General features: G+C 69.0%; 15 protein-coding genes. 2 read left to right on the top strand and 13 right to left on the bottom strand.

Features of this window, described 5'->3' with window-relative positions:
* Positions 1-12 precede the first annotated feature (12 nt).
* The 13 genes from ACIBVN_RS03020 to ACIBVN_RS03080 form a co-directional block, all read right to left on the bottom strand.
* Positions 13-1,461: an ABC transporter substrate-binding protein gene (locus ACIBVN_RS03020; protein ID WP_397132030.1), complete on the bottom strand. Its 1,449-nt coding sequence runs from the start codon at positions 1,459-1,461 to the stop codon at positions 13-15.
* Complete coding sequence (locus ACIBVN_RS03025; protein WP_397132032.1) at positions 1,458-2,642, bottom strand: exo-alpha-sialidase; 1,185 nt, start codon at positions 2,640-2,642, stop codon at positions 1,458-1,460. Before ACIBVN_RS03025 ends, ACIBVN_RS03020 begins: the two co-directional genes overlap by 4 nt.
* Positions 2,639-3,700, bottom strand: coding sequence for an exo-alpha-sialidase (locus ACIBVN_RS03030; RefSeq protein ID WP_397132034.1), 1,062 nt, complete (start codon positions 3,698-3,700; stop codon positions 2,639-2,641). Before ACIBVN_RS03030 ends, ACIBVN_RS03025 begins: the two co-directional genes overlap by 4 nt.
* Positions 3,697-4,737: an ABC transporter ATP-binding protein gene (locus ACIBVN_RS03035; protein ID WP_397132036.1), complete on the bottom strand. Its 1,041-nt coding sequence runs from the start codon at positions 4,735-4,737 to the stop codon at positions 3,697-3,699. The genes ACIBVN_RS03030 and ACIBVN_RS03035 overlap by 4 nt, the downstream gene beginning before the upstream one ends.
* Entirely contained in the window at positions 4,734-5,729 is a 996-nt protein-coding gene (locus ACIBVN_RS03040) for an ABC transporter ATP-binding protein (RefSeq protein ID WP_397132038.1), read from the bottom strand. Before ACIBVN_RS03040 ends, ACIBVN_RS03035 begins: the two co-directional genes overlap by 4 nt.
* Positions 5,704-6,828 (bottom strand): ABC transporter permease, encoded by a 1,125-nt coding sequence (locus tag ACIBVN_RS03045; RefSeq protein WP_397132040.1) that lies wholly within the window; start codon positions 6,826-6,828, stop codon positions 5,704-5,706. The genes ACIBVN_RS03040 and ACIBVN_RS03045 overlap by 26 nt, the downstream gene beginning before the upstream one ends.
* Before the next feature lie 6 nt (positions 6,829-6,834).
* A complete protein-coding gene (locus ACIBVN_RS03050) occupies positions 6,835-7,833 on the bottom strand; it encodes an ABC transporter permease (protein WP_397132042.1) in 999 nt (332 codons plus the stop codon).
* A 9-nt stretch (positions 7,834-7,842) separates the two neighbouring features.
* Positions 7,843-9,825, bottom strand: coding sequence for an ABC transporter substrate-binding protein (locus ACIBVN_RS03055; protein WP_397132044.1), 1,983 nt, complete (start codon positions 9,823-9,825; stop codon positions 7,843-7,845).
* A gap of 15 nt (positions 9,826-9,840) precedes the next feature.
* Positions 9,841-12,135 (bottom strand): Ig-like domain-containing protein, encoded by a 2,295-nt coding sequence (locus ACIBVN_RS03060; RefSeq protein ID WP_397132046.1) that lies wholly within the window; start codon positions 12,133-12,135, stop codon positions 9,841-9,843.
* Positions 12,136-12,433: 298 nt separating this feature from the next.
* Complete coding sequence (locus ACIBVN_RS03065; protein ID WP_397132048.1) at positions 12,434-13,456, bottom strand: sugar-binding transcriptional regulator; 1,023 nt, start codon at positions 13,454-13,456, stop codon at positions 12,434-12,436.
* Between the two features lie 132 nt (positions 13,457-13,588).
* On the bottom strand, positions 13,589-13,744 hold the full coding sequence (locus ACIBVN_RS03070) for a hypothetical protein (RefSeq protein ID WP_397132050.1): 156 nt from the start codon (positions 13,742-13,744) through the stop codon (positions 13,589-13,591).
* 51 nt (positions 13,745-13,795) lie between these two features.
* Complete coding sequence (locus ACIBVN_RS03075; RefSeq protein WP_397132052.1) at positions 13,796-15,031, bottom strand: hypothetical protein; 1,236 nt, start codon at positions 15,029-15,031, stop codon at positions 13,796-13,798.
* A gap of 29 nt (positions 15,032-15,060) precedes the next feature.
* Positions 15,061-16,506: a pectinesterase family protein gene (locus tag ACIBVN_RS03080; RefSeq protein ID WP_397132054.1), complete on the bottom strand. Its 1,446-nt coding sequence runs from the start codon at positions 16,504-16,506 to the stop codon at positions 15,061-15,063.
* A gap of 145 nt (positions 16,507-16,651) precedes the next feature.
* Between ACIBVN_RS03080 and ACIBVN_RS03085 the strand changes: the two genes are divergently transcribed.
* Both ACIBVN_RS03085 and ACIBVN_RS03090 read left to right on the top strand, forming a co-directional pair.
* A complete protein-coding gene (locus ACIBVN_RS03085; protein WP_397132056.1) occupies positions 16,652-17,524 on the top strand; it encodes a nucleoside hydrolase in 873 nt (290 codons plus the stop codon).
* Positions 17,525-17,711: 187 nt separating this feature from the next.
* Positions 17,712-20,063, top strand: coding sequence for an ATP-binding protein (locus ACIBVN_RS03090; RefSeq protein ID WP_397132058.1), 2,352 nt, complete (start codon positions 17,712-17,714; stop codon positions 20,061-20,063).
* Positions 20,064-20,071 lie beyond the last annotated feature (8 nt).

Consider the following 20,071-nt stretch of genomic DNA (forward strand, 5'->3'; position numbering starts at 1 on the left):
GTGGTCAAAGGGTCACCAGTCCTTCCCGGCGGCGGCCTGAGCCTTGATGTAGGCGGGGATGCCCTCCTGCTCGGTCACGGTCAGCGACTGCTCGGGCGTCATGCCGTCGCGCAGGACGTGCTGGCGGAAGACCTGCCACAGGGGCAGGTCCCAGTACTCGGTGTTCTGGTAGTTCTTCACCGTGGCGTTCTCGCCCCAGTAGACGGCCGAGGTGTCGAGGTTCGCCAGCTCGGGCACGCTCTTGCCGAAGTTCGACACGACGGCGTCGGTCTGCAGGACGGCCTTGACGCCCTGCTTCGACAGCTCCGTCTGGGCCTCCTCCGACACCAGCCACTTCACGACCTGCAGCGCCTGGTCCTTGTGCGCCGCCGCCGGCGGGATGAACGCGGCCCGGCTGTTCGGCTGGTAGACCGCCTTGGAGCCCGACTGCAGCACCGGCACCGTGGAGACGCCGATGGAGACGCTCTTCGCGTCCTCCTTGAACTGCTCCTCGTCCCCGTCCTCGATGAACAGCTCGCGGCCCGCGTACATGTTCAGCCGCGACAGCGTGTCCACGGCCATGGCCAGGTGGCCCGGCTTGGCCATGTCACCCTTGAAGAAGTCGTTCACGGTGGTGAACTCGTTGCGTGGGATCATCAGGAACCGGTACAGGCTCTCCACCTGCTGCTTCCACCCGTCACCGGTGATGCTCACCTTGACGTCCTCGGGCTTGGGCTGCTCGCTCGTGGTCGGCAGGAACGGGTAGAGCCCGAGCTGGTTGAACTCGAGGTACTGGTCGGGGTGCTGCATGTAGCCCTTGTAGTGGTCGAGCCCGTCGTCGCGGGTCAGCCTCTTGGCCAGCCGGTACGCCTCGTCGTACGTCATGCCGGCCTTGGGGTGGGGCACCCGGAACTTGTCGAAGATCTTCTTGTTGTAGAGCAGCACGTGCTCGTCGATGAAGAGCGGCACGCCGTAGATGCCGCCGTCGGAGCGGGACTTGACCAGCTCGACGGCCGCCTGGTTCAGCTTGCCGAGGTCGATGCCGGCCTGCTGCAGCGACGGGGTGAGGTCGCCGACCCAGCCCAGCGGCTCGAGGTCGCGGTCGATGCGGGTACGCGGGTCGTCGATGACGATGTCGGGCGTGACGCCGGCCTTCTTCAGGTCCTCGTAGCGGACCGGGTAGTCCCACGTCGCGTACTTGATCTTGACGTTGGGGAACGCGGCGCGCAGCTTGTTGCCGATGACCTCGTCGAAGACCTTGCTCGCCTGCCGGTTCTCATCGGCGGTGGCCTCGAACGGCTTGTAGTTGGCCGCGAAGACGAACAGCTCGTCGTCGCAGACGCTGAACGGCTTGTTGTACTTGTTCGGCACGTCCTTGCAGGCCGCGGCCGAGGCCCAGGAGTTGGCAGGGGCGGAGACCGGGGCGGTGGTGACGGTCAGAGCGAGCGCGAGCAGCGCGAGCCCACGGGCCTTCATGTTCATTCAGACTCCCCCTTGGAAGGCGTGTAGCTGCACCTGGGCACGACGTTGCGGCGCACGCCGTTCTTGAACTCGGTGATCGTGTGCTGGGGCCAGTTCGACAGCAGGCCCACGGCGTCGCGGAGATACTGCTCGTTGAAGACGACGTGCCGGATGTTGTTGCGGTTGTAGGAATAGACCATGTGGATGAAGCCGTCGCTGCTCTGCGTCATCACCGGGTAGGTGAACTGCGGCCCCGACTGGGCCTCCACGTCGACCGAGTTCTCCCAGGTCCGGCCCTTGTCCGGAGAGAGCGACACCCGCATGGGGGAGCGGTGCTCGACCCAGGGGTTGTAGGCCAGCACCAGCTTGCCGTTGTCCAGCTTGAGCGCGGCGATCCGGGAGTTCGGGTTGCCGATGGGCTCGGCCACGGGAGCGCTCCACGTGCGGGCGAAGTCGGTGGACTGGCTCTTGTAGATGGCGCCGTCCCCGGTGCGCATGTACGCGACCAACTTGCCCGGCTCGACCTCCACCACCGTCGGCTGGATCGAGCTCTTCGGCGTGCGGATCCAGCTCGTGTGCTCCTCCGGGTACGCCTTCCACGAGCTCATGTCCTGGCTGAACACGTAGAAGCCCGAGCTGGACCCGGCCTCGTCGTAGATCGGCACCAGCACCTCGCCGTTCGACATGCGGATCGGGTTGGTGCCGACCATCCACCCCCACTCCCTGCGGATGTAGGCCGGGTCGCTCCAGGTGTGGCCGCCGTCGTCCGAGGTGATCAGCCTGATCGGGGCCTGTGCCCAGCCGCGCCCCTCGATCGTCACGAAGAACAGGTACAGGCGCTTGCCGTCCGACCACAGCACGGGGTTGCCGTCGGCCTTGCCCGGCTCGTCGAACACCACCTCGGGTGTGGACCAGGTCCGCTTGCCCACCGCCAGGCGCGACAGGTAGAGCGCCTGGTTGGACGCGCCCTCGGAGGTGCCGCCGTAGTAGACGGTCACGATGTCGCCCGTCGGCGCCTGCGCGATCGCGGCGGCGTGCACCTTGGGGACGTTCGGGTCGGGGGCGGCCACGTCCTGGCGGCAGGCGTAGGAGCCGGTGGGCTCCACCTGCACCTGGCCGCCGCCGTCGTCGTCGGTGAAGTACGACGGGACGGCCACGGCTGCCGCCAGCGCCCCGTATAAAATGCTCTGCCGGAATTTCATGGCTGGCCAATCTCCAGATATTTGATGGTTTTGCGCAGGTAGGAAAAGGCGACGTGCAGGCGTCCGCCGCCGCCGTCGACGACGCTCGGATAGGAGTAGCCGAGCTCGTTCTGCCAGTACTCGGGGTCGGTGTCCTGCAGCACCTGCCGGTACGGCCAGCAGGCGCCGCCGTCCTCCGACACCGCGAGGACCAGCGGGGTGCGCACCGCTTTCTTGCGGAGTTGCCCGTTCTTGCTCACCCATCTGAACTGGTCGCGCTCCAGGCTCGCGTCGTTGTAGACGAGCGCGAGCCGTCCATCCACCCTCGTGAGCTGGACGGAGGAGTCGTTGTTGGGCAGGCTGGTCCGCTCGGGAGCGGACCAGGTCCGGCCGTCGGACGAGGTCGAGGCGTGGATGCGGCCCGCCCTCCGGTCCCTGAACAGCGCGAGCAGCCCGCCGTCAGGCCGCCGCGCGATGGTCATCTGCACCACGTCGCCGCTGCCGGGGACCTCGTGCTCGTCCCACGTGCGCCCGCCGTCCGCGCTGACCTTGACGACGCTGCGGTCGCCGGACTTCCCGCAGTGGTAGGCGGGCAGCAGCCAGGCGCCGCCGTCCAGGATCAGCGGCGGGTGCCGGACGAAGGTGCCGGGCTCGGCGAAGAGCACGCGCGGCTCGCTCCACGTACGTCCCGCGTCCGCGGAGGTCCTCGCCACGACGTGCGCGGTGGTCTGGTCGTACGGCTCGCTGGAGGTGTGCAGCAGCCAGACCAGCCCGTCCGCCTCGAACAGCACGGGGTTCTGCTCGCTGCGCCCCGGGTCGGCGGCGACGACCCGGGGCCGCTCCCAGCGGTCGCCGGCCAGCCGTGACAGCACGACGTTCGTGCCGGGATGGCCCTCCTCGGGGCCGCTGAACCAGGTGCACAGCAGGCCGCCGTCGCTCGTGCGCAGCAGGTTGGCCGCGTGGTTGTCCGGCCCGTGCGGCGCGGGCAGCAGCGCCTCGCGCGCACCCGGCAGGACCGCCGAAGGGCGCACGATGCCGTCGAAGCGCGGATCGGCTGTGTTGATTGCTCGCTCGCTCATGCGCTCATCTCCCGCACGTCGGGGTCGGGCACGCCGCGCAGCTCCAGCTCCTCCGCGAAATGGCAGGCCACCCGGCGGCCCCCGACCTCGCGCAGCGGCGGCGGGTCCGTACGGCAGGTGTCCTTGGCGTACACGCAGCGCGGATGGAACGGGCACCCCGGCGGCACGTGCGCCGGGTCGGCGATGTCGCCCAGCAGCTTGATCCGCTCCCGGTGCCGCTTGGCCGCCGGATCGGGGTCGGGCACCGCCGACAGCAGCGCCTCGGTGTACGGGTGCCGCGGCCGGGCGTACAGCTCCTCGGTGGGGCCCTGCTCGACGACCTTGCCCAGGTACATGACCGCGACGACGTCCGCGACGTGCTCGATGATGCCCAGGTCGTGGCTGACGAACAGGTAGGCCAGGCCCGACTCCTCCTGCAGGTCCATCAGCAGGTTGAGGATCTGGGCGCGGACCGACACGTCCAGCGCGCTCACCGCCTCGTCGGCCACCACCAGCCGGGGCGACAGGGCCAGCGCCCGCGCGATCCCGACCCGCTGGCGCTCGCCGCCGCTGAAGGCGTGCGGGTAGCGGTTGGCGTACTCGGGGCGCAGGCCCACCCGGTCGAGCAGCTCGCCGACCCGCGCGTCGATCTCCTCCTTGGTGCCGTACTTGTGCGCCCGCATCGGCTCGCCGATGATCTCGCGCAGGGTCTTGCGCGGGTTGAGCGAGGAGTGCGGGTCCTGGAAGATCATCCGTACCTGCGCCCGGTACGGCTTGAGCTCCTTCTCCTTCAGCCCCGCGACGTCGATCACCGAGCCGTCCGGCTGCCGGTAGAGCATGCGCCCGCCGGTCGGGTCGTGCGCCCGCACGATGCAGCGGCCGAGCGTGGTCTTGCCGCAGCCGGACTCCCCGACCAGGCCGAGCGTGCTGCCCGCCGCGATGGTCAGGTCCACCTGGTCCACGGCCTTCACCGCACCCACCTGTCGGCCCAGCAGCCCGCTGCGGATCGGGAAGTGCTTGGTCAGCCCCTCGATGCTGAGGAGAGGTTCGGTGCTCACGCTTCCTCCTCGTAGAGCAGGCAGGAGACCTCGCGGTCGCCTACCGGAACCCGGCGCGGCGGCACCGTGTCGCACTTCCCGGCCAGCACGGCGTCACAGCGCGGGTGGAACGTGCACCCGTCCGGGCGGTCGAACGGCGGCGGCACCATGCCCTTGATCGCCGTCAGCCTGGTGCGCGAGGCCCGCCCGAGCCGGGGCATCGAGCGCAGCAGCGCCCGCGAGTACGGGTGCCGCGGCTCGGCCAGCACCTGTTCGGCGGCCCCGTACTCGACGACCCGGCCCAGGTACATGACCGCCATGCGGTCGGCCACCTGCGCGGCCACTCCCAGGTCGTGGGTGATCAGCATGATCGCCATGCCGAACTCCGCCTGCAGGTCCCGCAGCAGCTCCAGGATCTGCGCCTGGGTGGTCACGTCCAGCGCGGTCGTCGGCTCGTCGGCGATGAGCAGGCTCGGCCGGCACGACAGCGCCATCGCGATCATCGCCCGCTGCCGCATCCCGCCGCTCAGCTCGAACGGGTAGGCGTCCACCCGCCGCTCCGGCTTGGGGATGCCGACCCGGTCGAGCATCTCGATCGCGCGCTGCCGGGCGGCGGCCTTGCCGACGTTCTCGTGCAGCCGGACCGCCTCCACGATCTGGCTGCCGATCGTGTGCACCAGGCTCAGCGACGCCATCGGCTCCTGGAACACCATCGCGATGTCCCGCCACCTGATCTGCCGCAGCAGCCTGCGGTCCGCGCCGACCAGCTCGACGGGACCGCCCTCGCGGTGCAGCGTGATCCGCCCGCCCTCGATGTGGCCAGGCGGGTCCACCAGGCGCAGGATCGAGCGCGCCATGACGCTCTTCCCGCAGCCGGACTCGCCGACGATGGCCAGCGTCTCGCCCTTGCGCACCCGCAGGTCCACGCCGTCCACCGCGCACACCACGCCGTCGTCCAGCAGGAAGTGGGTACGCAGGTCCTCGATCTCAAGCAGCACGTCGTCTGCGGCCACGCCGGCTCCCTCCGTAAGGATCGGCGGCGTCACGCAGACCGTCACCGAAGAAGTTCATGGCCACCACGACGATGACCACCGCGACGCCCGGCGCCAGCAGCCAGGGCGCGTTCGCGACCACGCGGACGTTCTGGGCGCCCTCCAGCAGCACGCCCCAGCTCACCGCGGGCGCCTGCAGGCCGAGCCCGAGGAAGCTCAGGCTCGTCTCGCCGAGGATCATGCCCGGGATGGCCAGCGACAACGACGCGATGATGTGGCTGGCGAACGACGGGATCATGTGCCGGAAGATGATCGACAACCGGCTCACGCCGTCCAGCCGCGCGGCCATGACGAAGTCCTCCTCGCGCAGCGACAGGAACCGCCCGCGCACGTCCCTCGCCAGCCCGGTCCACCCGATCAGCGACAGGATCACCGTGATCGCGAAATACCTGGTCAGCGGCCCCCAGTCGGTCGGGAGCGCGGCCGAGAGCGCCATCCAGAGCGGGAGCGTCGGGATCGCGATGAGGAACTCGATCACCCGTTGCACGGCGTTGTCCACGCCGCCCCCGAAATATCCGGATATGCCGCCTATGAGCATGCCGAGTAAGAAGCTCGCCGCGACGCCCACCAGCCCGATCGACAGCGACACCCGGGCCCCGTGGATGAGCCTGGACAGCAGGTCGCGCCCGTTCTGGTCGGCGCCGAGCAGGAAGACCGGCTCGCCCTTGGTGACCGGGCCGATCAGGTGGATGTCCGACGGGATCAGGCCGAGCAGCTTGTACTCGTCGCCGTGCACGAACAGCCCGACGTCGATCCGCTTGCCCGGGTCCTCGGTGTAGCGCTGCTCGTACGTCTTGGGGTCGCGCTCGGTCCGGTAGCCGCGCACGTAGAGGCCCAGGTCGCCGGAGTAGCGCAGCGGCTGCGGCGGCGCGTACGTCATCGACGTGTTCGCGGTCGAGCTGGACATCGGCGCGAAGAACTCCGCGAAGATCGCCCCGAAGTACACCGGCACCAGGATGGCCATGCCGGCCAGCGCGAGCCGGTGCCTGCGGAACTGCCGCCACATCAGCCGCCACTGCGGCAGCGTTCCCACTTCCTTGGAAGGTCGCCTGAGGAACATGTGGCGCTACTCTCTCTTGTACCGTTTGCGGATTCGCGGGTCCCACCACGCCAGCGCCAGGTCGCTCACCACGGTTCCGATCACGGTCAGCGTGCTGAGGATCATGATGAAGCTGCCGACCAGGTACATGTCCTGGTTCATGACGCCGTTGAGCAGCAGCGGGCCGCCGGTCGGCAGGCTCATGACCACCGACACGATCGTCTCCCCGCCGATCAGCCCGGGCAGCAGCCAGCCGACCGTGCTGAAGAACGGGCTGAGCGACATCCGCACCGGGTACTTCAGCAGCAGCTTCCACTCCGGCAGACCCTTGGCCCTGGCCGTGTGCACGTACGGGCGGTAGAGCTCGTCCAGCAGGTTCGCCCGGGTGACCCGGATCATGCCCGCGGTGCCCGACACGCCGATCACCACGATCGGCACCCACAGGTGGCCAAGCAGGTCGAGCATCTTGCCCAGGTTCCAGGCGGCGTCCTGGAACTCGGGTGAGAACAGGCCGCCCACGCTCTGGCCGAAGAAGCGGAAGCCCACGTACATGAGGACCAGGGCCAGCATGAACTCCGGGACCGCCATGCCGATGAACCCGAAGAAGCTCGCCGTGTAGTCGCCCCACGAGTACTGCTTGACCGCGCTGTAGATGCCGATCGGGAACGCGATCGCCCAGACCATGAGCAGCGAGCTGATCGACAGCATCGCCGACAGGGCGACCCGCTCGCCGATGAGCGTGGAGACCGCCTGATTCCAGGCAAACGATTGACCAAAATCGCCGTGGAAGACGATCGCCGTGATCCAGCTCCAGTACTGCACCAGGAGCGGCTCGTCCAGGCCGTAGCGGTGCCTGAGGTTGGCGATCTCCGCCGGGGTGATGCCCTCGCCGCCCGCCTGCGCGTTCGCGACGAGCGTCGAGACGTAGTCGCCCGGCGGCAGGTTGATGATGACGAACGTGACGATCGAGATCGCCCAGAGCGTCACCACCACGTACACCAGGCGGCGGCCGAAGTAGCCCAGCACGTCGGCCCCTCAGAGGGAGTACTGCTCGGGCTGGGTCGGCCCGGGGGTCACGGGGGCGGAGGCCATCGAGTCGGGCACGTTCTTGAAGCTGTTCGACACGATGCCGTACTCGTCCGGGTACGTGCTGATGCCGATCGCGTAGAACTGCTGCGCCGCGATCTCCACGACCTTCTTGGCGGACTCGATCGCCTTGGTGGAGTCGTACTCGGTGCGCATCTTGGTGAACGCCTCGAGCTGCTCCTTGACCTCCTTGGGCGGCTCGTCGCCGGACTTGCCCTTGCTGCCGTACCACTGCGCCCAGCGGATGGCGTAGCGCGCGCTGCCGGAGTTGCTCGGCACGTAGTAGTGGTCGCCGCCGGTGCCCGTGATGATGTCGAAGTCGCTGCACGTGTACGACGAGGCCTGCGGCTGGTTCGCCATCGTGCGCTCGGTGAACAGCGTGTCCGCCACCGGGTCCACCCGGAGCCCGACCCCGACCGCCTCCCAGCCCTTCTTCACGAACTCCAGCGCCTGGGTGTGGTGCGGGAACTCGGTGCTGGCCATGACCGTGACGACCAGCGGCTTGCCGTCGGGACCCAGGCGCTTGCCGTCGGCGTCCTTCTTGGTCAGCCCGGCCTTGTCCAGGAATTCGTTGGCCTTGGCGACGTCGTACTCGGTGTACTGCTTGGCGAACTGCTCGTTGTAGACCACGTTGCGCTTGGACGGCGCGGCCTGCCACGGCTCGCCCTGGCCGGCGTACACGCCGTCGATGATCTCCTTGCGGTTGATCGCGTACGACAGCCCGATCCGGAAGTCCTTGTTCCTGAACAGCTCACGCAGCTTCTCGTCCGCGATCGTCTGGTTGAACTGGATGATCATCGTGTTGCTCAGCCGGCTCGGCACGTCGAACAGCCGGTATTTGCCCTTCGCGGCGTTCTGGGCGACCAGCGGCTTGTTCTCCGGCGTGTTGAAGTTGCGCAGCTGCATGCCGAGCTCGCCGTTCATGATCTTCAGCAGCTCGACCTGGACGTCACCGAGGAGCTCCGCCCTGAACCGGTCGAAGTAGGGGAGCTGGCGCCCCTGCTGGTCGACCTTCCAGTAGTACGGGTTGCGCTCGGCCACCAGCGCGGTGCCCTTGCCGACCGGGTTGCTCACCTTCCAGGCGTGCAGCGTGGGCTGGTCGGCGTTGTGCCACGGGTCCTGCTTCAGCATGAACAGCTGCGTCCAGTCCTCGAGCTGCGCCTCCTTCGCCAGCTGGTCGACGTCCGGGTTGTACTTCTTGTGGAACTGCTTGAGGTAGTGCTTGGGCAGCAGGAACCCGGTCGCGCCCGGCCGCTCGAACGTCGCCACGGCGATCTGGAACAGGAAGCCCGCCTTGGGCTCCTTGTAGACGTACCGGACGGTCCGCTCGTCCACCTTCTCGACCTTCACCCGCTCGGTGGTGCTCCCGTTCTCCAGGAAGAGGTCGTAGATGCCGGTGGTGTGCAGGTCGTGGTAGGTCGCCACGTCCTCGAAGGCGAACATCAGGTCGTCGGCGGTGCACGGCTGGCCGTCCGACCACTTGAGGCCCTCGCGCAGGCGGAAGACGTACTCCCGGCCGTCGTCCTTGACCTCGAACTCGGCCACGTTGGCCACGATGTCGTCCAGGCCCTTCTGGCCGTTCGTGCCGGGCTTGAGCCTGACCACGGGCTCGTACCCGAGGGTGCTGGTCAGCCACTCGAGGTCGTCCTCGCCGACGATGGCCGAGGCCCACGTGCCGCCGTACTTGCCCGCTTCCTTCAGCGGCGTGACGACGAGGGGGTTCTTCGGCAGGCGCTGCTCGAGCGGCGGCAGCTTGCCGCTCTTGACCAGCTGCGCCAGCGCCGGCGCCTCCTTGGCCGACAGGTCCGCCGCCTGCGCGGCGCCGCCCGTGTCAGGGCTGGTGTCGAAGAAGCTGCATCCGGTGGCGGTCGTCAGCAGGAGAAGGCCTCCGCCGCGGAGCAGGTTCCTCCTCGTCAACGGTTGGTGTGTCATTGGCGTGCTCCCGTTCTAACGATTGACCTTCACCTGGCTGAATGTGGCCGCGGTGTAGGCGTGGACGGCGTTCGCCTCCTGGTTCCCGTCGACCGCGAGGCCGATGTAGAACCGGCCGGTCCGCATCGCGATGCGCTCGTAGCCGATGCGCGTCCAGCTCAGCGTGTCCGTGGAGATGAAGGCCTCGAACTCGTTGTCGCCGCCGGTCAGACTGCGGCAGACCAGGCGGAGCCAGTACGGCTTGCCCTTGTCGAGGGGCTTGTCCGCGACGGCCGGATAGAGCCCGACGCTGGCCTGCTTGCCCTGGCCGGCGACCCTGATGGCCTTGGCGCGCTTGCCGTCCTCCGACCAGCCGAGTGCGGCCAGCATGAACGGCGAGTTCGGTGCGAGATCCTGGCGCACCATGAGACCGGCGACGGCCTCGACGTGCTCCCTGCTGATCTCGTCGATCCTGGCGCTGATCTCGATGACCTCGCCGCGCTTGCTGAACCCGACGGCCTGGTAGGCGAAGTGGAAGGAGTCCTTCCAATCGGCGATCTTCCCCGAGCCCTTCACGGTGATCGTGCCGTCCTGGACCACGGTGTGCCCGGGAATGGGCACCTCGCCGATGTCCTGGGCCTTCCAGGGGGCGGTGCCGCCGGCCTGGTTGACGTGGATCGGCACCAGTGACGAGGCCGTCATGGACCCGGTGCTGTCGGTGGCCCTGGCGGTCAGGTAGTAGGACCCGTCCGCCACGCCCGCCCAGGTCACCTCGTACGGCGCCGAGGTGGCCTCGCCGATCTTCTGGTCGCTGTGGAAGAACTCGACCTTGGCGATGGAGGCCTGGTCGAGGGCCTTCGCGCGCGCCTGCACGGTCACGTTCTGGCCGGCCCTGAACACCTGGTCCGTGGTGGGCTGCGTGATCGCGACCTCGGGGTTGCGGCTGCCGGTCCGCTGGATGGAGTTCAGGTACCGCTCGAGGTTGGTGTAGCCGCTCGCGTCCACGGCGTTGCGGTCGTCGGCGCTCTCGGGGTTCAGCCCCTGCGCGCGCTCCCAGTCGTCCGGCATGCCGTCGTGGTCGCTGTCGGCCGGCGCCAGGTCGGAGGGCAGCGGCACGAAGCCGCCCACGTCTTTCTGGGAGTTGATGTGCCGGCCGGTGCCGGTGCGCACCTCGTTGATCAGCCGGGCGTCGACGGCGTCCCGTCGGGGTAATATCGCGCCGACCTGGTCGAGCACGGTCGTGTACGCCTCGGCGGGCGTCTGCGCGGTGATGCTGTTCTCGAACTCCACGGGCCTGGGCAGCAGCGTGATGCCGCCGACCGGGTAGGTGATGCCACGCGTGTTGTCGGCGGTCACGTCGGGGTGGCCCTCGATCACGTTGCCGCTGACGTGCCACTGCCCGAACCGGCCCGGCGCCACGATCTCCCGGGCGATCGCGGGCAGCGTGTTGGGGCCCGGCTTGTAGTAGTTGCCCACCAGGTTGACGCCGTTCGACCACTCACCGCCGTAGCACGACGTGATCCCGTGGTTGTAGATCACGTTGTTGCGGTGGTCGACCACCATGTTCATGCCTTCGGTGAAGCTGAACCGGGGGTTGCGGGCGTTCTGGTGGACCAGCAGGTTGTGGTGGTACGTGATGTTGTCGCCGCCCCACAGGCCGCCCATGCCGTGGCGTCCCTTGTCGTGCACCGAGTTGGTCAGGCCCTCGGAGATGATGCACCACTGGACGGTCACGTTCGTGTTGCCGTAGACGGAGAAGCACTCGTCCACGCCCCAGCTGAAGGAGCAGTGGTCGATGATGACGTCCCGCACGCCCCGGGCGCCGAACGTGTCGATGCCAGTGCCCAGCTCGTCGCCGCCGCGGAAGCGCAGGTAGCGGATGATGATGTTGTTGCCCCTGATCTTCGTCTCGTTGCCGGTGACGCAGATGCCGTGGCCGGGGGCGGTCTGACCGGCGATGGTCAGGTTGGAGCCGGTGATGTCGAGGCCGCCCTTGATCCGGATGTTCCCGGAGACCCGGAAGACCACCGTCCCGTCGGACTTCGCCACCGCCTCCCGCAACGACCCGGGACCGGAGTCGTCGAGATTGGTCACCTCGTAAACGGCGCCGCCGCGGCCGCCGGTGGTGTACATCCCGGCGCCCTCTGCCCCGGGGAAGGCGGGCACGCCCTTCGCCGACGTGGCCGTGGGGCTCTGGGTGGCGGCGGCGGCCACGGCGGCGCCGGGCACGCTGCCCCACGCCACGGCGGGGGTGACCAGCGCCGCGGAGCGCACGAAATCCCGGCGACTGAATTCTGATTGCTGGCGATCGAAGCCAAGGGCCTCGGTCATGCGAAACGCTCTCTTTCCGCCCGAATAGACAGGGCTGTGCCGTCCTTCGGCACGACTCCGGACCACGCTGTCGCTAGGTGAGAATTTTTATTCAGCCATGAATGGAGTGGATTCATCACATCGTGAACGACACCGTTGTGACTGTCAAGAGCGCTTTCCGACGCAGCCAGATGATCCGGTAAACGCCGGTGGATGCCCAGCGGACGCCGCATCGGGGCTCGACGTTGTGGCATGCCGGAGACGCCCCCGGTGTCCGCGTCCGGGGGCGGGTCGGCGGGCCGGCGGTCCGCCGGTGAGGTCAGTCCTTGAGGAGTTGCTCCGCCACGCCCACATCCGTGATGAGCGTGTTCACCCAACCCCCTCGAAGCGCCGCCCGGATCGCCGCGGTCTTGCGCCGTCCCCCCGCGATGGCGATCCGCCGGGGCACCCGGAGCAGGTCGGCGGCCGGGATCCCCAGGATGCGCTCCTCCAGAGGAGAGTCGACCAGCCGCCCGTCGGCGTCGAAGAAGCGCAGGCACACGTCGCCCACCGCCCCCAGCCCCCGCAGCGTCTCGAAGTCCTCCTCCGTGATGGCGTTGCCGCTGTCGCGCAGCAACGGTGACGGATCCAGGCTCCCGATCCCCACCAGCACGGTGGTCAGCCGCGACCAGGCGTCGACCACCTGGCGCACCACCTGGTCGTCCGAGAGCGCCTGCCGGGCCATCGCCGAGCCGACGAGGCCGGGTGCGGGCAGGAAGACGGGCTCGGCGCCGGTGAGGTCGGCCAGGTGGGCGGCCAGGCGGGTGGCCTGGACCTGCGCGGACCCCTTGCCCACGCCGCCGATGAGCTGGACGACCTCGTCCGCCACCCGTACCGGCCGGCGCTGCATGGCCTCCACCGTGGCCAGCAGGCTGGCGCTCCAGGAGGAGATGCCGAGGTGCTCGCCGCCGATCAGGGTGGCGTCCAGGTACGTCGCCCCTGCCGAGCCGAGCGCGGCCACCACGTCGTGGTTGTCGCCGGCGGCGTCCACGATGATGATCTGCTCGACGCCGTACTTGCGCTCGAGGTCCTCCTCCAGCAGCGCGTGCACGCCGCTGGGCACCACGACCACCGTGCGTACGATGCCGATCTCCGCGGCCTCCTTGAGCAGCCGCGACACCCGAGGCTGCGAGATGCGCAGCTGCGCGGCGATCTGCGGCTGGCGCACCCCGTGCTCGTGGTAGAGCCGGGCGACCCGCACCAGGAGCCGCATGCGCTCCGACTCCTGGCCGAGCCGGCGACCGCTGAACCTCAGGGGCTCGCCGCCGGAGCGGCCCTTCTCGAACTGACTTTCAGCTCCCACGATCGCTGGCCTCCGCTTCGGCTCCGCCGCTTGTGCTGGTCCGGTGGCGAGCCCGGCCCACTGCTGAGTCCCATTTTGCTAGCGCGCGGCGACGCTCGCATGACGATGGGCCAGGCGCATGGGACGCCTTCGTCATGGCCCGGCCTGAGGCCCCGCGAAGGCCCGCGGTTTCGACCCGCCGAAATGCGCGTCGACCGGCCCGCGAATGTCGAGGCTCGGCGAAAGCAGCGCGTGCACGATGGCGAATTGATCGTCCGCCGCGTTCTTGGAAAAGGTCCTGCCCGGCATGGACGGCCTCCGCTGCGAATATTCATTCAAAGCTGCATCTATATTCCGATATTATGTTGTGACATTTGTGGTGTCAAGATCCCAGAGGATGACGGACAGCGCGTACGGCGAGATGGTGTGGTCGTCGTGCGTCGCGTCCTCCAGCAGGTCCCACCGCCCCTGCTCGGGCCGCCCGCCGGCCAGCAGCGCGACCCGGTCGCGCACGGGAGCCTGGTAGACGCGGTGCCCGACCCCGTTGAAGCAGCACTCGTCGAACCGGTTGAGTATCTGCAACTGCCCCCGTCCCGCGCCGACGGAGGCCAGCACGTACATGTCGAGGAAGTCGTCGGAGGTCGCGGCGTAGAAGCCGGGCAGCGCGTCCTTGGTCTGCTCGAAGTCGCCGGTCGTGGGGCGCGGCTTGGGAGAGGCGGGACGCAGGAAGAACGGCAGCGACCCCGCCGTGGGGTAGCTGCGGGTGACGCGCGGGTCGAGCGCCGAGAACACCGTCGTCGTCCAGCCGCCGCCCGACAGGCCGATCATCTCCACGCTCTTGGGCTGGTACGTGGCCTGCGCGTAGTTGAGCGTGACCGTGAGCGGCTCCAGGAAGAAGGTCAGCGTCGAGAACTCGGCGCTCTCCCAGGGCGGCAGCTCGCGGTGGGAGGGGTTGGGCAGGAGCTTGGCCGGGTCCTTGGGGTCGGCGATCTGCTGCTGGTTCCAGTGCTGGAACGGCATCGCGTACGCCATCACGCGGTAGCCGCGGTCGAGCAGGGGCTGGACGGTGCGGAGCATGGTGTCGAACGGCTCGCCGTGGCCGTTGTGGTAGAGCGCCAGGCGCCTGTTCCAGGCGCGGTGCGGGACGATGTCGTACACCTTGGCGGACACCTGGTGACGCAGGGGGACCGTCAGGCGGTCGATCCTGCGTACCCCGGTCAGGGAGGCGAAGTCGGGCGCGCTCACGCCGGTCTCGACCGTGGGCAGCGTCTTCGGCCGTCCCGCGCCCTTCCAGATGTAGTCGGTCATGGCCTTGCGCTTGGCGGCGATGTCGGCGGCGGAGCCGATGCCGATCAGCGGCTCGATGTCCACGCCCGCCACGGCGGCGGGCAGGGTCTTGTACTCGGGGCCGAACCTGGCCGCGACCTCCTGGTTGACCGGCGCCACCGGCCGCGGCGTCCCCTTGCCGCCGTGGGCGCCTTCGGCGGGGCCGGTCGCCGCCGCCGCGGGACCCGCCGTCGAACCCGCGACGGCCGCCGCGCCGATGCCGCCCAGCACCCCGCCCAGAACGGTGCGCCTGCTCGCTGACCTGTCCATCTCATTCCCTTCAGTGATGTTCCATGACCTCAACGGCGCCCCGGCTCGGGATCCCATCCGCCCAGGACGAACGAGGGATCGCTCCACTGCTTCGCCTCGGCCGCCGTCATCTGGCGTGAGCAGGCCAGCCGCTGCGAGGTGTCGATCGCGCGACCGGTGGTCAGGTCGGTGCTGCCGTACTCCCAGAAGGAAAGACTCTGCGCCTGCGCGCAGTCGTTCGGGTCGATCACCCAGCCCACGGGGGCGATGTGGCCGTCCATCCTGGTGTCGATGAAGACCGCCTGGCTGTGCGTGAACCGCCACACGGCGCTGCGGCTCAGCGTCACCGAGCCGTCGGGCACGCCGGGGGCCCGGGTCAGCCTGGTGCGGACGAACACCGCTCCCGGGCGGGTCTCGTCGTTGCGGCTCTGCGAGATGTAACCGGCGTCCGTGGACTCCAGCACCGAGTCCTGGATGAACACCGTGCCGGTGCCCCACACGAAGTCGGTGTCGCCGCTGATCCGGCTGCGGGTGACGAAGCCCTTGCCCTGAAGGCGCAGGGTGTCCTGGTGGCTGCGCAGGTCCACGCGCTCGAGCGTGATCCGCTCGTTGTTGCCCCTGAACGCCTCGGCCTGCGAGCCGCCGTCGGGTGTCGTGTTGTGCAGCGTGAGGTCCTGGATGCGGAAGTCGGCCGCGTCCACCCCGAACATCGCCCGCCAGCAGTTGTGCAGGTCCGAGTTCTCCAGCACGCGGCGCGGGCACACATCGGCCGGCCCGCCGTTGCTCAACGCCTTGTCGCCGTTGCGCAGGTCGTTGTTGGCGTACCGGATCACGGTCCACCCCGCGCCGGCGCCGCGGACGGTGATGTGCGGGCGGTCCTCGCGCACGTAGACGATCTCGGTGTAGACGCCGGGCCGCACGTCGATGGTCACGGGCTCCCGGTTGCCTTTGGGAACGGCGTCGACGGCGCCCTGCACGGTGCAGAAGTCGCCGGTCCCGGTCCCGGAAACCGTCAGGTGCCGGCCGTGAGCGCCCCGCTTGCGGGTCCTGAACTCCCACTTCCCGGGCTCCCGCACTCCGTCGAACCCCGCGAACACGCCGGGCTCGACGGTGACGTAGTACTCCTGTCCGTACTCGAGCTGCCGGTGCAGGTAGACGCTGGCCGTGTTGCCGTCGATCATGATCGATTCGTACGAGAAGTCGTGCGGCAGCCCCCCGTCCGAGACCGCGGCGCCGATGTTCTTCTTGTCGGCCTTGGCGGCGGCGGCCTCGACGCGATCGACCAGCGCCCCGTCGGCACGGCGCACCTCGATCGCGCCGGACGAGCCGAGCACGGGAGGCTCGGGGAAGGTGATCTGCAACGGCGCGTCGGCGCAGGTCCCCCTCGCCTGGCCCGGCACCGAGAACCGGACCTCCGATTCCGGGGAAGCCGCGGCCGGGGTGATGGGGGACAAGGCGAGCGCCGTCGCGACGAGCGCGGTGATCGTGGCCTTCACATTCACCTCTCGAGGAGCGAATGGATATTGGAGATTGAATATATATGTAGACGGCTTCGCGGGGACGGTCAAGGGGCGCCGAGGTCTTGCCGGTGCGGCAGATGCATGGCATGCCTCAAGTGACTTCCTTTCGAAAGGGGCCGCGATGAATACTTCGACCATGCGCGTCATCTTCGACACCGACATCGGCACCGACGTCGACGACGCGCTGGCGCTCGCCGTGCTGCTCGGCTCGCCGGAGGCCGACCTGCTCGGCTGCACGACCGTCTACGGCGACACGCAGCTGCGGGCGCGCCTGGCCAAGCGGCTGGCACGCCTCGCGGACCGGTCACTGACCGTCGTCCCCGGCGCCGGCAAGACCCTGACGGACCGGCCCGTCTGGTGGGCGGGGCACGAAGGCCGCCTCTTCGCCGACCTGGAGACCGAGCAGCTGGATCACGGGGACGCGGTGGCGTACCTGGTGGACCAGGTGAGCCGCGCGCCCGGCCAGGTGGACGTGGTGGCGGTGGGGCCCCTCACCAACATCGCCAACGCGATCACGGCCTCCCCGTCCTTCTCCCGGGACGTTCGGCACCTCTGGATCATGGGCGGCCGCTTCGACGGCCCCGAACCGGAGCACAACCTGAAGTGCGACCCGGAGGCGGCGGCCATCGTCTTCGGCTCCGGAGCGCCGATCACGGTCACCGGGCTGGAGATCACCACCACGGTCCGGATGGACGCCGCGGACGTGGCCGCCATCGCGAAGGCGGGGGCGCTGGGGGAGGCCTTGAAGGCGGAGATCGAGCAGTGGTGGCGGTTCTGGAACAAGGAGTGGAACAACCCGCACGACCCGATCGCGGTGCTGGCCATGCTGGTGCCTGACCTGTTCGCGGTCACCCCAGAGGGCCGGGTGGCCGTCGGGGCGGACGGGTCGAGCACGTTCGAAGCGGGCGGCGGCCGTACGCGCGTGACCACGTCGGCTCTGACGGAGCCGGTGGCCCGGGAGATCGTCCGCCGCATCGTGGCCGCCGCCGCATAGCAAAACTTGTCCAATGCGCGGGGACCGATGTCGCCATGGCTTGCCAATGATTCGGTACGGGTCCCCGATATGCCCGATGACCAGGCATATTGTCCGGAGGGCAGCACCCGCCATGAGCATATGTTGGATACATAGGCTGTTGTCGGCATATGGTGACCTACTCGCTCAGGGCCGATGCGAGGCATGAATGACCACTGCCACGTTGCACACCGCGGCGCAGACGTACGCCGGCGGGCTGCCCGCTGAGGTAACCAGCTTCATCGGGCGTAAGCACGAAGTAGCGGAAGTCAAGCGCCTGCTGGCCGACGCCCGATTGGTGACCCTGACGGGGCCAGGAGGCGTCGGCAAGACCCGGCTTGCCCTGCGCGTCGCCGCCGACCTGCGACGGGCCTTCCCAGACGGGGTCTGGCTGGTCGAACTCGCCGAACTGGACGACCCGGCGCTGCTGCCCCAGGCCATGATCGCCGCGTTGAAGATCCAGGAGCACTCGGCCCGGCCGCCCGTCCAGGTGCTCAGCGAGCACTTGCGCGAGCGGCGGGCGCTGGTCGTCTTGGACAATTGCGAGCACCTCCTCGACGAGTGCACCATGATGGCCCAGACGCTGCTGTGCTCCGCCCCGAAGCTTCGCATCCTGGCCACCAGCCGGCAGCCGCTGGGAGTCGTCGGCGAGCAGGCGTTCCCCGTGCCGACGTTGCCGCTGCCGAGCAGCGAGTCCCAGCACGACACGCCGTCCCCCATGCCCGACGCGGTACGGCTCTTCGCCGAGCGGGCCGCGGCCGTGCTGCCTGGTTTCACCATCACGGACGAGAACCGGGACGCGATCGAGCAGATCTGCCGCCGCCTGGACGGTGTGCCGCTCGGCATCGAGCTCGCCGCCGTGCGACTGCGCGTGCTCTCGATTCACCAGCTGCTCGACCGGCTGGACGATCTCTTCGGGCTCCTCAGGGCGGGGCCGAACATCGCGCCCCGCCACCGGACGCTCCGCGCCCTGATCGACTGGAGTCACGGGCTCTGCACCGAGAACGAGCGCCAGCTGTGGGCAAGCCTCTCGGTGTTCACCGGCAGCTTGGACCTGGAGGCGGCCGAAGCGGTCTGCGGTGGGGACGGCATCCCCCGTGACGAGATCATCGATCTGGTCATCGGCCTGGTGGAGAAGTCCATCCTGATCCGGGAGGACCATCCGTGCGGAGTGCGGTACCGGCTGCTGGACACGATCCGGCAGTACGGGCGCGAGTGCCTCGTCGCCTCCGGGCAGGAGCAGGAGCTGAAACGCCGGTATCGCGACTACTACCGGCAGCTCTCACGTGAGGCGCAGGCGAAGCTGTTCGGCCCGGCGCAGGTCGAGCTGCTGAACCGGCTGCGCGCCGAGCATCCCAACCTGCGCACCGCCCTGGAGTACTGCCAGGCCGAGCGCGCCGGGCTCTGCATCGACATGGCGAGCGACCTGCTCGACCACTGGATCACCAGCAGCCACCTGGGCGAAGGACGCACCTGGCTCGAACAGGGACTCGCGCACGCCGCCGGCCGCTCCGAGGTCAGGGCCCGGGCGTTGTGGGCATGCGGCTCGCTCGCCATCTTCCAGGGCGATCCGGCCTCGGCCATCGGGCTGCTGGCCAAGAGCAGGACGCTCGGCGAGCAACTGGGGCTGGAACCGGTGCTCGGCTACGTCGCGCTCTACTCCGGAATGGTCGCCATGCAGGAGGGAGACACCGCAACGGCCATCAGCTCCTTCGAGGAGGCGGTGAACCACCATCGCGCCGGCGGAGATCCCGCGGGCGAAGTCCAGGCGCAGACCTGGCTCTGCCTCGCGCACTCGTTCCTCGGCGACTCGGAACGCGCAGTCGCCGCCGCCGAGGAGGGCATCGCCATCTGCGACGCTCATGGCGAGAGCTGGCACAGGGCGTACACCATGACGGCGCTCGGCATCGAGCTCTGGCGCCAGGGCGACACGCGGCGCGCGACCGCCTTGGAGCAGGAGAGCCTGCGCGTCTTCCACACGCTGGGCGACTCGGTCGGCGTAGGGGTCGATATCGAGGTGCTGGCCTGGATCGCTGCCTCACAGGGTGAGTACGCGCGAGCCGGCGAACTGCTGGGCATCGTGCGCAACGTCTGGGAGGCGATCGGCGCGCCACTACTGGGATTCGGGCACCTCATCCGATACCACGACGAATGCGAGGACCGTACCCGTCGCGGCCTTCGCGAACAGGCCTTCCAGGCCGCCGTCAAGAGGGGCGCCAGGCGCTCCCCTGACCAGGCGCTCGCTTACGCCCTCATGGAGGAGGCGCCGCCTCGCAGCCGATCCGATGAGGACGACCCGTACGCGCCGCTCACCCCACGGGAGGTGGAGATCGCCCAGCTCATCGCCAAGGGAATGCGGAACAAGGAGATCGCGGCGGCACTGGTGATCGCCCAGCGCACCGCGGAAAGCCACGCCGAGCACATCCTGCAGAAACTCGGCTTCACCTCCAGGGCACAGATCGCCGGCTGGGTCGCAGAGCGCGCCCGCCCCGCCGGCGAGGGACCTGCCGGCGGCGAGTGAGCATGCCC

The organism is Nonomuraea sp. NPDC049400 (genome assembly GCF_044466425.1).
Lineage (GTDB): Bacteria > Actinomycetota > Actinomycetes > Streptosporangiales > Streptosporangiaceae > Nonomuraea.